The 15174-nt window shown below is 70.9% G+C and carries 12 protein-coding genes and 3 pseudogenes; 8 read left to right on the top strand and 7 right to left on the bottom strand.

The features are described 5' to 3' along the window. The first annotated feature begins 83 nt into the window (after positions 1–83). The gene (locus tag OG395_RS12120) at positions 84–1136 is read left to right on the top strand and encodes a LacI family DNA-binding transcriptional regulator (RefSeq protein ID WP_327242909.1); all 1053 of its coding nucleotides are present in this window, start codon (positions 84–86) and stop codon (positions 1134–1136) included. Between the two features lie 121 nt (positions 1137–1257). Here OG395_RS12120 and OG395_RS12115 read toward each other — a convergent pair whose 3' ends face one another. Then, positions 1258–2892 (bottom strand): amidohydrolase, encoded by a 1635-nt coding sequence (locus tag OG395_RS12115; RefSeq protein WP_327242908.1) that lies wholly within the window; start codon positions 2890–2892, stop codon positions 1258–1260. Between the two features lie 92 nt (positions 2893–2984). On the opposite strand from OG395_RS12115, the gene OG395_RS12110 reads away from it, so the two are divergent. The 4 genes from OG395_RS12110 to OG395_RS12095 all read left to right on the top strand — a co-directional run bounded on the left by OG395_RS12110 (position 2985) and on the right by OG395_RS12095 (position 7724). Beyond that, entirely contained in the window at positions 2985–3749 is a 765-nt protein-coding gene (locus OG395_RS12110; RefSeq protein ID WP_327242907.1) for a TetR/AcrR family transcriptional regulator, read from the top strand. A 122-nt stretch (positions 3750–3871) separates the two neighbouring features. Next, positions 3872–4246, top strand: a complete 375-nt coding sequence (locus tag OG395_RS12105) for a hypothetical protein (RefSeq protein WP_327242906.1) — start codon at positions 3872–3874, stop codon at positions 4244–4246. Between the two features lie 130 nt (positions 4247–4376). After that, positions 4377–5771 carry an NAD(P)/FAD-dependent oxidoreductase gene (locus OG395_RS12100; RefSeq protein WP_327242905.1) on the top strand — a complete coding sequence of 465 codons (1395 nt, stop codon included), beginning with the start codon at positions 4377–4379 and terminating at the stop codon, positions 5769–5771. 219 nt (positions 5772–5990) lie between these two features. Next, positions 5991–7724: a carboxylesterase/lipase family protein gene (locus OG395_RS12095; RefSeq protein ID WP_327242904.1), complete on the top strand. Its 1734-nt coding sequence runs from the start codon at positions 5991–5993 to the stop codon at positions 7722–7724. Between the two features lie 101 nt (positions 7725–7825). On the opposite strand, the gene OG395_RS12090 is transcribed toward OG395_RS12095, so the two are convergent. From OG395_RS12090 to OG395_RS12075, 5 genes and pseudogenes are all read right to left on the bottom strand, one after another. After that, positions 7826–8206 carry a DNA glycosylase AlkZ-like family protein gene (locus OG395_RS12090; protein WP_327242903.1) on the bottom strand — a complete coding sequence of 127 codons (381 nt, stop codon included), beginning with the start codon at positions 8204–8206 and terminating at the stop codon, positions 7826–7828. A gap of 107 nt (positions 8207–8313) precedes the next feature. Continuing rightward, on the bottom strand, positions 8314–8436 hold the full coding sequence (locus OG395_RS12085; RefSeq protein WP_327242902.1) for a hypothetical protein: 123 nt from the start codon (positions 8434–8436) through the stop codon (positions 8314–8316). 185 nt (positions 8437–8621) lie between these two features. Beyond that, entirely contained in the window at positions 8622–10049 is a 1428-nt protein-coding gene (gene rox / locus OG395_RS12080) for a rifampin monooxygenase (protein WP_327249318.1), read from the bottom strand. 421 nt (positions 10050–10470) lie between these two features. Next, positions 10471–10697 (bottom strand): annotated as a pseudogene (locus tag OG395_RS58290) (hypothetical protein); the annotation flags it as partial. Positions 10698–10925: 228 nt separating this feature from the next. Beyond that, entirely contained in the window at positions 10926–11108 is a 183-nt protein-coding gene (locus tag OG395_RS12075) for a DUF6480 family protein (RefSeq protein ID WP_327242901.1), read from the bottom strand. Between the two features lie 727 nt (positions 11109–11835). Here OG395_RS12075 and OG395_RS58285 point away from each other — a divergent pair. Continuing rightward, entirely contained in the window at positions 11836–12708 is an 873-nt protein-coding gene (locus OG395_RS58285) for an SCO2400 family protein (protein WP_442818548.1), read from the top strand. A gap of 56 nt (positions 12709–12764) precedes the next feature. Continuing rightward, positions 12765–13181, top strand: a pseudogene (locus OG395_RS12070) (Tn3 family transposase); the annotation flags it as partial. A gap of 76 nt (positions 13182–13257) precedes the next feature. Here OG395_RS12070 and OG395_RS12065 read toward each other — a convergent pair. Continuing rightward, positions 13258–14247: pseudogene (locus tag OG395_RS12065) on the bottom strand (aldo/keto reductase). 92 nt (positions 14248–14339) lie between these two features. Here OG395_RS12065 and OG395_RS12060 point away from each other — a divergent pair. After that, positions 14340–14951, top strand: coding sequence for a TetR family transcriptional regulator (locus OG395_RS12060; protein ID WP_327242900.1), 612 nt, complete (start codon positions 14340–14342; stop codon positions 14949–14951). The last annotated feature ends 223 nt before the right edge of the window (positions 14952–15174 follow it).

Genomic DNA, 15174 nt, shown 5'->3' with positions numbered 1-15174 from the left:
GCGAGTATTGTTGCGGGAACGTTCCCGCACAAGCCTTTGCGGGAACGGTTTTGCTGAGGTCGCGGGGGTGGCAGCATCAGCCCATGACAAAAGCTGCTTCAGGGCGTGGTGGGCCTTCCTCACCACCCACACCTCCGCGCGTACGGCTCGTCGACGTGGCCCGCGAGGCCGGACTGTCCAAGACCACCGTCTCGGCGGCCCTCAACGGCACCGGGCGGCTTTCCCCAGCCGTACGGGAGAAGGCCAGGGAGACCGCGCGGAGGATGGGCTACCGGCCCAACGCCACCGCGCGGCAACTGCGCGCGGGACGGGCCCGGCTGATCGGATACGTGGTGGGCGAATTCGCCGGCGCCCCCTGGACGTTCCTGGAGTCGCCGTACTTCGCCCAGCTGACGAGCGCCACCGCGGCGGCCGCGCTCAGGCGCGGTTACGCCCTGGTGCTGCTGCCCGCTGGAGAGCTGCACGGCGAGTGGGCCGACCTGCCGCTCGACGCGGTGATCGTCGCCGACCCGGTTGCCGACGACCGGATTGTCGAGGACCTGCTCGCCGCCCGGATCCCGGTGTTCACCGACCGCTCCGTCGAGGGACGGCAGGGAGCGCACTGGGTGGACGTCGACGCCGCGGCGGCCGTGCGCGAGACACTGGACCACCTCAAGGCGCAGGGTGCCCGGCGGCCCGCACTCGTGCTGCCCGACAGTACGACGCGATTCCACGTGGGGGTCCTCGCCGCCTACCGCGAGTGGAGTGCCGCGCAGGGGCTGCCGGAGCAGGTCGTGCTCGCCGCCGCAGCCGGCAACGGACCGGTCGTACGAGCCGTGGAGGACGCCCTGACCGGGGCCGACCGGCCCGACGCCCTGCTCGTCGTGGCCGAGGTCAGTCCACCGCTCGTTCTGGAAGCGGCGCGCCGCCACGGATACGACGTACCCGACGATCTGCTCCTGGTGTGCGTCAGCGAGGACACGACGGCCGTCCACACCCAGCCGCCGGTGACGACGCTGAGCCTGGGGCCCCGGGAGGTTGCGGAGGCCGGGATCGAACTCCTTGTCGCCGCACTGGAACAGGGGCACGCCGGGCAGGCCGGAGTGCTGGTGCCGACCCGGCTCCAGGTGCGGGCGTCCTCGCTGCGTACGAGCTAGTGCCCCTTCCGGCAGGCTTTGCCCCGTCGCACCGCCCGGCACACCCGCTCCGGACGACGCTCCCCATGGGGCAAACATTGCCGGTCACGGCACCAGGACTGCGCCGGCCCGGACGGCAGGCTCAGGCGGCGTGTACGAGCGTGCCGCCGACGTAGGTCCGCACGACGCGTGCCTCGGCGATCTCCTCCGGCGGCGCCGTGAAGATATCGCGGTCCAGGACCACCAGGTCCGCGAGGTTGCCGGGACGCAGACTGCCGGTGTCGTCCAGGCCGTTCACATGGGCGGTGCCCGCGGTGTAGGCGGCGACGGCCGTCGCCAGGTCCAGGCGCTGCTCGGGGAGGAAGACCCGCCCGTCGGTGGCGCCGGGCTCCATGCGGTTCACCGCCACATGGAGGCCCTCGATCGGGTCGGGGCTGCTGACGGGCCAGTCGCTCCCGGCGGCCAGGGTGGCGCCCGCGCGCAGCAGGTCGCCGAACGGGTACTGCCAGGCCGCGCGCTCGGGGCCGAGGAAGGGGATGGTCAGTTCGTCCATCTGGGGCTCGTGGGCGGCCCACAGCGGCTGGATGTTCGCGATGGCACCGAGCTGGGCGAAGCGCGCGAGATCGTCGGGGTGCACGACCTGGAGATGGGCGAGATGGTGGCGGTTGCCGCGGTGCCCGTTGGCCTCGACGGCGGCCTCGATCGCGTCGAGGGCCTCGCGGACGGCACGGTCGCCGAGCGCGTGGAAATGGACCTGGAAGTCAAGGGCGTCGAGCCGGGTCACATGGCTGCGCAGTTCCCGCGGGTCGACGAAACTGAGGCCGCTGTTGGCGGTGGCGCATCCGCAGCCGTCGAGATACGGGGAGGTCATCGCGGCGGTGAAGTTCTCGGCGATGCCGTCCTGCATGATCTTCACGGATCGGGCCCGGAACCGTCCGTGGCTCAACTTCTCGCGCAGTGCGACCAACTCGTCGATCTGCTCGGCACCGCGCTCGCGGTCCCACCACAGCGCGCCGGTGACCCGGGCCGTGAGCGAGCCGTCGCGGGCGGCGGTCAGATAGGCGTCCGACGGATCGGGCCTGCCGCTGAACACGCCGAGCAGGGCGTCCTGCCAGCCGGTGACGCCGAGGGAGTGCAGCAGCTTCTGGGCCCGCAGCAGACCGGCGAGCCGGTCCGCGGGGGTGCTCGCCGGCACCAGGCGGGAGACCAGCGCCGTGGCGCCCTCCTGGAGCATCCCGCTGGGCGTGCCGTCAGGTTCGCGCTCGATGCGGCCGTCGGCGGGGTCGGGGGTGGCGGCGGTGATTCCGGCCAGTTCGAGCGCCCGGGTGTTGGCCCACGCGCCGTGGTGGTCACGGTTCGACAGCAGGACCGGACGGTCCGGGACCACGGAGTCGAGCAACTGCCGGGTCGGCACGCCACCGTCGAAGCTCTCCATCGACCACCCGCCGCCGGTGATCCACAGATGGTCGGGGTGGGCGTCCGCGTAGGCCCGTATCCGGCCCAGGTACTCCTCGACGCCGACGGTGCCGGTCAGGTCGCACTCGGCCAGCTCCGTCCCGCCGAACACCGCGTGGATGTGGGCGTCCTGGAAGCCGGGGAGCAGCAGCTTCCCTCGCAGGTCGACGACTTCGGTGCCGGGACCGATGAGCTCGCGCACGTCGTCGTGCCCGACAGCGGCGATCCGATCGCCGACGACGGCGAGTGAAGTGGCCCGGGTGCGGGCCGGATCGGCGGTGAAGACGGCGCCGCGGGTGAAGACCAGATCGGCCGTGGTCATACGGTGCTCCAGAACGTGAGGAAACATCAGATGGGCGCCATGCAAGCTGCTCGGTCATTTACACGTCAATGGTGTTGTCATAAGGTCCCCGGATGGTCGAACGTGTGGTTCCCGAAAGCGGGCGGCGGCGGCGCAGGCCGACCAAGCAGGGCGCCGTCCTCTCCGAACGGATGATCGTCGAGACCGCGCTGCGTCTGGTCTCGCAGCACGGTGCGGAGGCACTTTCGGTACGGCGGCTCGGTGCCGCACTGGGAGCCGATCCCAGTGCCATCTACCGGTATTTCCGCAACACCGACGCACTGCTGCTCTCCCTCGCCGACGAACTCATCGGCCGCGCACAGGAGGGCTGGGAGCCCACCGGCGACTGGCGTGCCGACCTCCGTGCGATCGGTCTGCGGATTCACGCCTCCTACCGGTCCAACCCGCAGGCCGCCCTTCTGGCGGCGCACCGCACGACCGGGCGCGCCCACGAGACACGGGCCGTTGAGACGATCCTCGGTGTCCTGCGCTCGGCGAACTTTCCGGACCCTCTCGTGGTGCGGATGTACCACGCCTTCGTCGACCAGGCCCTCGCCTTCGCGGCCCAGGACGCCGCCGCCCTCGCCCTTCCGCAGGCGGCTCACGAAGCGGACGCGGAGGTCTGGCACGCGGTGTACGGCAAACTGTCGCCTGCCACGCACCCGAACATCGCCGCGACCTTCCCCCTGCTCGCCGACGACATGTGTGGCAGCGGCTATCCCTTCGCCCTGGAGCTGATGCTTGACGCGATGGCGGCGCGCCTGCCCGCCGCAAGCGTTCCGGGGGACGGCTCCGGGGACCGTCGCGCCAGGGCCCGACGGCCGGCGAACCGGGCGTAGCGGAGTTCCAGGAGGCGTGGCCACGACCTGCGCTCACGGCTCGTCCGGGCCGGATTCGGCCCCCTGCAGAGCGGCTTGTGGGTGGCCCCCGGCCGGGTCGATGTCGCCCCCTGGCCGCGGAGTTGGGGATCGGGGGCCGTATCAGGGGCTTCCACGGTGAGGCCGCCGCATCCATCGAGGCCGGGCCCCTGCTGCGTACCGCCTTCGACGTCGACGCGATCGCCGAGGGGGACCGCGCATTCCCGGCCCGGTGGGGTGACGGCCTCGCGCCCACCGGGGCGCGCGACGACGTGGGGCGCCGGCTCCTGCTCCACACCGACTGGCTCGACCTGGTCCGCGGCGCCCCCGCCTCCTTGCCGAGCACCTGCCCGAGGAGTGGCCCGCCGCGCGCGGAGGCGCTCTTCCGTGAACTGGCGCGGCGGTTCGAGCCTATGGCCAAGCACATTGCAGAGCAGATCCTGGACCGTTGGGAGCCCGCGGGGGAGCAGGTCGGCTGAAGCCCCTGGGGGCGGCAGGCGGGGCGGTCGGGAGACGCTTATGTCAACACCATTGACCTTACTGTCCCGCGGGCGGTCTCATAGCGGCACTTCGGAGGCCTGTACCTCCGCGATCCGAAGGAGTCCGCCCATGAACCACCTCGCCTCGCTCCGGGACGCCGTAACGACCCCGTTCTGGCTCGACGACCCCGGCCGGCCGCAGTCCGCACCCGCCCTTGTCGGCGACACCACCTGCGACCTGCTCGTGGTCGGCGGCGGGTACACCGGGCTGTGGACCGCCCTCGTTGCCAAGGAGCGCGATCCGTCCACCGATGTGGTGCTCATCGAGGCGGACGAGGCCGGCGGCGCCGCATCCGGCCGCAATGGCGGATTCTGCGAAGCCAGCCTCACCCACGGACTGCACAACGGACTCCAGCGCTGGCCCGAGGAGATCGGCCACCTGGAACGGCTCGGTCGCGAGAACCTCCAGGCCATCGAGGACGCCGTGGAACGCCACGGCATCGACTGTTCCTGGGAGCGCACGGGCTCCCTGGTCGTGGCCACCGAGCCGTATCAGGTCGACGGCCTGAAGGAAGAGGTCGAGGCCCTCACCCGCTACGGCGGCAAGCCGCTGCTGCTCGACGCCGAGGCCGTCCGGGCCGAGATCGACTCGCCGACATTCCTCGGCGGCCTGTGGAACAAGGACGACGTGGCCATGGTCAACCCGGCCCGGCTCGCCTGGGGGCTCAAGCGCGCCTGCCTCGACCTGGGCGTCCGTATCCACGAGCGCACACCCGCCACCTCGCTCGACGAGCGCGGCGCCGGGATCACGGTCCGTACTCCCTACGGCCGGATCGGCGCCCGGCGCGTCGCGCTGGCCACCAACGCCTACCCCTCCCTGCTCCGACGCCACCGCCCGTACACCGTCCCCGTGTACGACTACGCCCTCATGACCGAGCCACTGACCGAACAGCAGCTCGCCTCCGTCGGCTGGCGCAATCGGCAGGGCTTCGCGGACAGCGCCAACCAGTTCCACTACGTCAGGCTCTCCGCGGACAACCGCATCCTGTGGGGCGGCTACGACGCCGTCTACCGCTACGGCGGCCGGGTTCGCGCCGAGCACGACCAGCGGCCCGAGACCTTCGCCACCCTCGCCCGGCACTTCTTCACGACCTTTCCGCAGTTGGACGGGGTCCGGTTCACCCACGCCTGGGGCGGTGCCATCGACACCTCCACCCGTTTCTGCGTGTTCTTTGACACGAGTCACCACGGGAAGGTCGCCTACGCGGCCGGGTTCACGGGCCTCGGCGTCGGCGCCACCCGGTTCGGCGCCGAGGTCATGCTCGACCTTCTGGCGGGCGAACGCACCGCACGGACCGAGCTCCAACTCGTCCGCCGCAAGCCGCTTCCGTTCCCGCCGGAGCCGGTCCGGGCGGCGGGAATCGGCATCACCAAATGGTCGATGGCGCGTGCCGACCGCAACGAGGGCCGACGAAACCTCTGGCTCAGGACGCTCGACCGCTTCGGCCTCGGCTTCGACAGCTGACGCCCGGCCGTCCGCATCCCCACCCTCCCGCTGATTCCCCTTTGCGCGACCAGGCCCGCCCCCACCGGGATGCATGGCCGAGGAGTTCCGGCATGTACACACCCGAAATGCGGCCCGCTGCCGAGGCGATACCGGCACCCGCCGGCCCCGTCGGGACTCGCGGTCGCGCGCTGCTGCGGTTGATGCCTGTGCTCACGCGGTGGCCAACGCCTGCTCACGATGGCCAACGCCGCGATGTTCATGGTCCGTGTGGGCATCGCTGTGGTGCTCCTGCCCATGCAGGTCGAACTCGTCGACCCGGCGGACAAGGTGGCCGACTTCGGTCTCGTCTCCGGCGTCTCCGGCGTCTCCGCGAACTTCGCGACCGTCTTCAACCCGCTTGCGGGCCACTTCTCCGACCGCTTTGGACCGCCGCAACCCCTGGATCCTCGGCGGCGGCCTCGCGGCCCTCGGCGCGCCCTCCTGCGTGACGGCCGGATCACCGCGGCGCCGGTGACCGCCGACCGCATGTACGGCGTGAAGGTCCCAGGTTCCGAGACGCTCCGGAAAGTCCACAGCGTCGTCGAACACGACGCCCCCGCAACTGAGCCGCACAGGAGGCCTCTCCCCATGACCGACACCCTCGTCCGTACCGGGCACGGTCCTGTGCGGGGTGAGATCCGTGACGGAAGCCTGCGCTTCCTCGGCATCCCGTACGCCCGGCCGCCCGTCGGCGACCTCCGCTTCGCCGCGCCGGTGCCGCCCGAGCCGTGGGCGCAGCCGCTGGATGCCACGGCGTACGGGCCGACGGCCCAGCGCCGCCCGTTCGTCGAGGTGACGACCATTCCCGAGCCGTCGATCCCCGGCGCGGGGGTGCTCAACCTGAACGTCTTCACGCCGGACGTCGCCCCCGCCGAGCCGTTGCCGGTCCTGGTCTGGATCCACGGCGGCGGGTATGTGGCCGGCTCGGCCGCCAGTCCCTGGTACGACGGGGCCGCGTTCAACCGGGACGGTGTCGTCCTGGTGTCGATCGGCTACCGGCTCGGCATCGAGGGCTTCCTGCACCTGGAGGACGCCCCCGACAACCGGGGTGTACGGGACTGGACAGCCGCCCTGGAATGGGTCCGCGACAACATCGCGCGCTTCGGCGGCGACCCGGCCAAGGTCACCGTCGCCGGCCAGTCGGCAGGCGGTGGCGCCGTCCAGACGCTGCTCGCCGTGCCCACGGCCCAGGGTCTGTTCCGCGCGGCGATCTCCGTTTCCGGCGCGGTCATGCGGCCGCAGGGCAGAGACCTGGCCGAGGCGGTGTCGACGCTCTTCACCGCCCGTACCGGCACACCGGCCGCAGCGGCGGCACTGCGCGACCTGACGGACGACGAACTCCTGTGCCTCCAGGACCGGTTGAGCGAACCGGGCCCGGACCGCGACACACTCCCGATGCTGGTCCTCGCGCCCTTCGCCGACGGAGAGCTCATTCCCCGACCGGTGCCGGAGGCGCTCCTCCACGAACAGGCGGGCGCGGACGTGCCGTTGATGATCGGCTTCACCGCCCACGAGTTCCACATGATCCAGCCCGCCGAGGTGGGCCGGTCCGTCACGGACGAGGTATTCCGAGCCCCGGCCCTCGCCATCGCGGAGGCCCGAGCCCGGGCCTCCTGCCCCACCTGGCTCTACCAGTTCGAGTGGACCGCGACGGCACCGGCCTTCGACGGCCTGGCGCATCACTGCGTGGACCTTCCCTTCGCCTTCGACCTCCTGAACGCCCCCGGCGTCCCCGAGGCCGTGGGTGCCCACCCGCCCCAGCAGCTCGCCGACGCGATCCACGCGTCCTGGGTCCGTTTCGTCCGCGACGTCGACCCGGGCGCGGCCTGGCCGCCCTACACACACGACACCCGCGCGACCCGCATATGGGCCACCGAACCCCGCACACTGCACGACCCACTGCGTTGCGTACGTGAGACATGGCTGCCCTGAAACGCATGAGGTATACGGCCCGACCGTCACCATCGGCGCTCCGGGGGTCGCCGAGCGGCGGCCGGGCCGAGACCGTCGGCTGTGGCGGGGCAGCGCCGGGCTCAGGACCGATGCAGCGCGGAACGCCAGCGTTCGGGCATCGTGTCGCCGTATTCGACATCGGCGGCGCCGACCAGGGTGGCCAGTTCGGCGAGCTCCGCGGGGACCGCGCGTCGCAGCGCTGCCGCCGGCTGGACGTCGGCCTCCAGGTACAGACCCTCGACGGTCAGACCCCCCGGCTCCGGTCGAAGCGGGGGAGATCCGGCCGACCAGGCGTCGCCGTGCAGAATCGGCAACAGGTAATAGCCGTACTCCCGTTTGGCCTTCGGTAGGTACATCTCGTTACGGAAGGCGACGCCCCACAGCCGTTGGGTGAGGCGCCGGTCGTTGATCAGGTTGTCGAACGGGGAGAGCAGCGCGGTGCGCCCCTCCCTCCCACTCACCCGCCCCGATCGACTCCAGGTCGCCCAGGGCATTGGCGTGCACGTACCACGTCTCGGACGCGGGCCCCACCGTCGTCGATCCGCACCGTCACGACACGGCCCTGCTCCTACAGAGTCCGGAGCACTTCTGGCAGGCCGGGGTACTGCCCGCGCAGGAAGTACTGCTTGATGTCCAGCGGGCGCGCGGTCCCCAGAGCGCGCAGGGTGTGCTCTGTGGCCGTGGTGACCATCTCCGACGGTGCGACCGGTTTCCGGTTGGCGTCTGGCAGACAGGCGTCCGGGAGACCCCACAGTGCTCGAACAGCCAGCGGTCCCGCCATCACAGGCCGGAGAGATGGGCGCCGGGCCTGCGGGCCCAGGCGGCTCCAGAGGACGAGTCGAGACAGGTCCCGCCCTTTCGAGCCACGACAGGCTCTCAGCCGACGGCAGTGCCGAACCACTTGGGCAGCCGGCTGAGCAGATCCTGCTGATCTTCACCGACCCACGCCACGTGACCGTCCGGCCGCAGCAGCGCCGCGGGCACGTCCAGTTCCTCGCTGACGTCGACGACGTGGTCGACCCGATCCGCCCAGCCCGCCACCGAGAGCCGGCCCGTCTGGTCGAGCAGCATCCCGCGGCCGCCGTGCATCAGCGCGTAGAGGCGCCCCCGCTTCAGCTCCACGTCCCGCAGCCGCTTGCCGAGGAGTTCGTGGCCGTCACCGAAGTCGTAGCGGACCCCGATCGCAGTGATCTTCTCGATCAGGTGCCGGTTCACCTCCTCGAAGTCCATCAGCTCCGACATCAGCCGGCGCACTGCCCGGGGACCCGGCTCGGTGGACATCAGCTGCATCTGCGCGCGGGTGTTGTCCAGCACGTCGGCGGCCACCGGGTGCCGTTCGGCGTGGTAGCTGTCAAGGAGACCCTCGGGCGCCCAGCCGTTGACCGCGGCAGCCAGTTTCCAGCCGAGGTTGAACGCGTCCTGGACGCCGAGGTTGAGGCCCTGCCCGCCGGTCGGCGGGTGGATGTGCGCCGCGTCGCCGGCCAGCAGCACCCGGTCGACCCGGTAGCGCTCGGCCTGCCGGGTGGCGTTGCCGAAGCGCGAGAGCCAGCGTGGTGAGTGCGCGCCGAAGTCGGTGTCGGCGTACGCCCGCAGCTGCTGCTTGAACTCATCGAGGGTCGGCGCGGTCGTACGGTCCTCGGCCACCCCCTCGGCGGGCACGATGACGCGGTACGTACCGTCGCCCTGGGGCATGGCGCCGAACCGCGCCTGGGTCTTGCGGACTTCGGCCACCACGGCGGCCAGCTCCTCCGGCGACGCGGTCAGCTTCATCTCGCCCAGCAGCGTCTCGACCGTGGAGGGCTCCCCGGGGAAGCCGATGCCGAGGAGCTTGCGCACCGCGCTGCGGCCGCCGTCGCAGCCGACGAGGTAGCGCGAGCGAAGCTGCGCGCCGTCGGCCAGCTCGACGGTCACCCCATGCTCGTCCTGGCTCAGCCCGACCAGTTCGCAGCTGCGCCGGATCTCGGTGCCGAGTTCGATGGCGTGCTCGGTCAGCAGGCGTTCGGTGACCTGCTGCGGGATGGCGAGGACGTACGAGTGTGCCGTGTCCAGCCGCGCGGGCCACGTCCGGCCGAGGCCGGCGAAGAAGCCGCCGACCGTGACCTTCTTGCCGAGCGAGAGGAACCGCTCCAGCAGGCCGCGCTGGTCCATCACCTCGACACTGCGCGCGTGCAGACCCTGCGCACGGGACTGCACGGTCGGCTCCGCCTCCTTGTCCAGCACGAGCACCCGCACGCCGTGCAGCCGCAACTCGCCGGCCAGCATCAAGCCGGTCGGACCGCCGCCGGCAACGATCACGTCAATCATGAAAAACCCCCAGTCAACAATTTGCCTTTCGGCCAGCTGCTCCGCGTAGCCCGGCGGCGCGCACACCCGCACCTCCGCGCCGAGTGCCCGGAACCGCACCGCGAGTCCCACCGACAGTTCGCGTCCCGCGACACCCACATGCCGACAAAGCGCATGTACTTCGCGAAGCACTGTTTTCCTCAGGTACTGGCTTCGGTCGGAGATTCTGCAGCACGACCCGGGTCTTGCCGCAAGGCCCCCCGTGCGCTATATGTTGAGAGTGGCAAGGAGTGGGTAACCTCCTTGCCTTGGCCTTGTGTCGTCCACTGCGAGCGGACAAGCTTCCCCCGAAGCGGTGACGCACCGCGTACGGCGATGCCGCCGCCCGCTGAGCAGACCTGGGGGCTCATCCCTCCTCGTCGGTGTCGGGGTGGCCGGGTCACGCCGACGTCGCCGTCCGATTCGGCGGCACCTTGTCCAGCTCCAGCCGGCCCAGACGGAACGCGGAGATCTCGTCCACCCGCTCCAGGCCTGCGTCATGCTCGCGCCCGTCGTCCGCATAGGCGGCCGGCTCAGCCGCTCCAGCTCCGGGACCCGCCGCCCCTCCGGCACCCGAAGCAGCGCGACCGCGTCCGCCGACAGCGGCCCGTCAGCCCGCCACGCAGCCCCGCCACCGTGGCGTACAAGGCCCGGCCGTCCTTGATCGGCGAGGGCGTCCGTCAAGCTTGTGGGTCCGGCGTCCGACCCCCAGGGGCCGGCCTTGCCTGCCGACGGGGACGCCACCCCGTGGGGGACCGGACAACCGCCGCTGGGACGCCGGCCCTCTGCCCGATACTCGCCGCGGTCGACGCCGGCCGAGGCCTGGTCCGGTCACCGGCCGGCGCCGGGGTCGGCCGGTCATCCGTATCCGAAGATCCGCGCGACGAAGAACGCGGCAAAGATGACCGATCCCAGCAGAATGAGTCCCAGCCATAGGGCGGGGTGTTCCCAGATGCCTCCGTCCGGGCGCTCCTGGTGGGCTTCGCTGATGCAGCCCTCGGCAGGTGGTGTCTCCCCTGGGGGATTCAGTGATATGGCCATACCTCCACCCTCTCCTGCCCGCATCCCGTTCGCATCGCGCCCAGGGCAGTGATCCCGCTGTACGCGCGACCGGGGGAACGACGGGCATAACTCCGCAGACGACAGGGAGCGCGATTCTCCCGCGGTTCGTGCCTGGACGGGCCACGCCCGCAGGGTCGTCGTCAACGGTACGCAGGCCCTGGAGAGGTCCAACCTCCGACGGGAAGCTCGTCGGCCAGAGCGCCCCCGGCCATCACTGCGGGGACCCGCTCATCGCCCGCCCCAGGTCCGCAGCGTCAGCGGCTGTCCCCGGTGGCTGTATCTCGGGCAGAAGTTCATGGCCGGCGGCGAGCGGGTGGAACTGCGGGGCAAAGTCCGGGCACACGCACGCTCTTCGGCCGCCGTGATCGTGTACGTGTTGACCATGCCGTGACGGCGATGGACGTCAAGAGGCGAGGGGGCGGGCGGCGCTCCGGCGAGCGTCCCGCACACCATGAGGAGTTCGCGGATGCGCTGTCTCGCTGCAGCCGCAGGGTGATTACCGATCCCGGGGCCCGAGCTCGATTCCTTTCACCCGCTCCATGCAAAGGCCGCGCCACCGCCGGTAGATCTTTGCAGCAGCGTCACAAGGGCTGCGCACCATCTTCGGCGGGTGCCAGTAGCGTTGCTGCCCGCTCGATCCCGCGTGCGAAACCCGAGACAGGTCGCCGACATCCCTGGCGGCGCAGCCAGCACAGAAAGATCGCAGATGGACTACTGCTCCGCGTGCCGCCGAATTCTCAATGGGGCACTCGTGTGTCCAGGGTGCGGCGCATACGCTCCCGACATTGCCCCGCCCGCCCGGCACCTTCCCGGCACGGCCGCCTCTACCGCAACGACCAGGCAGGCCTGGAGCGCGGAGGAGATGCCCGCTCCGGGGTCCTACCTCGGCACTCAACACTCCGATGCCGAACCGATCGGCAGCGGCGCATTCGGAGACGCGGTGGATGCTTCGGGCGCTGGTTCGATCAGCGGCCACGAAGGCACTGCCTCCACCGGACAGGGCCGGGCGGCTCGACGTCGGCAGCTGGCACGTTGGAAGAAGAACAAGCGTCGGGCCGCGGCCGCAACGGCCGTTGCCCTTGTCGGTGGCGGCCTGACCGTTGCCGCGCTGCCGTCCACCAGGCCTTCCAGCAGCCACACACACGCAGCCTCACCGCCGGAGCCGGTGACCGCGGCTACACCCCGGACAGCGACCACCGACTCGGTATCGGAGCAACCGGACACCCAGGTTTCGCGGCAACCCGACCCTCACCCACCCACGACAACGAGCCGACAGCGGAGCGCCACCGTTGCCGCGCCTCACACGGGGACGACGAGCCTGCAGCCCAAGGCCGCCGCCACGGCCCCGTCTCCCGCGATCCCGAGCGCAACGCCGCACACCACACCCGAGTCGGCAGACGCGACGCACGTCGGCAACGCCGACACCCCGGCCCCGGCCCAGGCCCCGGAGACGACCGCGCCCGCTTCCGCCGAACGCCCTGGCGCAGGGCCATCGGCTGTGAACCTTCTGCCGATCACGTCGTCGGGTGATCCGACATCTCCGAGGCAGATCTGCCTGATCGCTGTGTGCATCGGCTGACCGCCTCGTTGCCGTTGCACGCAGACATCCACTCGCCCTGACGGAATCGCCCACACCCGCGCTTCCGCGACCTGGAGGACCAGCGGCTCCGGCGGGCGGACCTGCCCGCCGGGGACGGCCCGGCCCCCGGGTACGGGCCGCAGGAGGCCGTTGCCTGCAACAAGGTCAACCTCAAGCGGATCGCCACGCACTGGCCGGACATGCTCCGTGTCGCAGGATCGCTCATCACCAACCAGGTCCGCGCCTACGACCTGCTGCGGATGTTCGGCCGCGAGGGCCACCACCCCACCCCGCTGGGCGCCGCGTTCGCCGAGTACGGCCGGATCGACAAGACCATGCATCTGCTCGCCCTGGTCGACGACACCTACCGCCGGCTGATGAACCGCCGGCTGACCGTGCAGGAGTCCCGCCACCGCCTGGCGCGCGCGATCTGCCACAGCGGCCGGGGCCGGATCCGCCAGGCGTACCGCGAGAGCCACACCGTCGGGCCGCCTTCGAGCGGTCCCGGCCGTGTGACCTCGGGGCTGGTGGCGGTCCTGCGCCCAGGGGTCAGATCCAGGTGGGCATGCCGTCCTCGGCGTAGCGGGCGCCGAAGCCGCCGCGGGGGAGGATCTCCCTGACGACGGCGAGGTCGGCTTCGGTGAGCGTGACGTCGGCGGCGCCGGCGTTCTCCTCGATCCGCGCGGCGCTGCGGGTGCCGGGGATGGGCACGATGTGCTCGCCCTGAGCGAGCAGCCAGGCCAGGGCCAACTGCGAGACGGTGATGCCCTTGGCCTTGGCGAGCTCGCCGAGCCGGCGGACGGCTTCGACGTTCTTCTCGAAGTTTCCGGGCTGCCAGCGCGGATCGATGTTGCGGTAGTCGGTCGCGTCGTACTGTCCGGCGGGCTTGGCATTGCCGGTGATGAAGCCGCGGCCGAGCGGCGAGTAGGCGACGAAGCCGATGCTGAGTTCGTCGAGGACGGGGAAGAGCTGCTCGACGTCGCGTTCGAAGAGGCTGTACTCGGTCTGCAGCACGGAGACCGGCTGGACGGCGTGCGCGCGGCGGATGGTCTGCGGTCCGGCCTCACTCAGGCCGAAGTACTTCACCTTGCCCGCCTCGATCAGCTCGTTGACCGCTCCGGCGACCTCCTCGATCGGCACGTCCGGGTCGACACGGTGCTGGTAGAGCACGTCGATGTGGTCGGTGCCGAGGTATCACAGGCTGTTGTCGGCGACCTTGCGGATGTTGTCGGGGCGGCTGTTGAGGCCGAGCCTCTTGTCCGACGGGGGCGCGGAGAGGTCGAAGCCGAACTTGGTGGCCAGCACCACCTTGTCGCGGAAGTCCTTGACCGCCTTGCCGAGAAGGATCTCGTTGGAGCCGGTGCCCCAGCCGTAGAGCTCGGCAGTGTCGAAGAAGGTGACCCCCAGCTCATGGGCCCGGCGGATGGCGTCGACGCCGGCCTGCTCGTCGGTGGGTCCGTAGGCCATCGTCAAGCCCATCGAGCCGTAGCCGATCGCCGAGACGGCCAGGCCCTGGCTGCCGAGTGTCCTGCGCTGCATGTTGTCCTCCCAGAGGCAAACCAAACTGTCTGGTTCGACCGTAGGTCAACCCTGTCCGTCGGTCAAACCGAACCGTTTGGTATGCTCGCTGCATGACTCCCCGGACCGGCACCGACTCCACCCGTGACCGCATCGTCACCGCGGCCACGGCCGAGTTCTCCCGGCACGGGATCGCCGGCGCGCGCATTGACCGCATCGCCAAGGCCGCCCGGACCAGCAAGGAGCGCGTCTACGCCTACTTCCGCAGCAAGGAGGAGCTCTACCGATTCGTCTCCGGTCGCGAGCTCGCCGCCGTTGCCGAAGCCACCCGCATGGACCCCGCCGACCTGCCCGGCTACGCCGGCCGCATCCACGACTACTTCACCGCCCACCCCGAGCGGCATCGGCTGATGGCCTGGGGCCAGCTGGAACTCGGCCCGGACGACATGTCGGACGACGACCCCGTCCGCCAGACCATCGTCCACAAGACCGAGCAGCTGCGCGCCGCACAGAAGGCGGGACACCTCGACCCCGGCTGGGACCCGCTCGACGTCCTCGTTCTCGTCAACCAGATCGCTACATCCTGGGCCAACCAGCCCGGCCTCACTGCCGGCGTCCTCCCACAGGAGCAGGCCGAGTACCTGGCCGCCCGCCGCGCCGCAGTCGTCACTGCCGTCCAACGCCTCTTCCCCGCAGCCCCGGTGCCATCCGACGAGGAGCGCTGACCGCGTGGGCGAAGGCGGGCGTCACGCGGCGCCGACCGCAGCACCCCATCGCGTCGGCCTCGATCGACTTCATCAGGCACCGAACCGCGGAGCCGGCCGGCCTTGGCGTTGCGCCCTCCTTCAGGAAACCTTGGCGCGCTCAAATGATCGATGCGCCAACCGATAGATGATCATGTCGTCGTGGAGGTGCAGGTGCGTGACCACGGGTTCTCGGCGGTCCAGC

Origin of the sequence: Streptomyces sp. NBC_01320, from assembly GCF_035974375.1 — a bacterium.
Classification (GTDB): domain Bacteria; phylum Actinomycetota; class Actinomycetes; order Streptomycetales; family Streptomycetaceae; genus Streptomyces; species Streptomyces yanii.
This window is presented reverse-complemented; position numbering and strand designations above follow the sequence as displayed.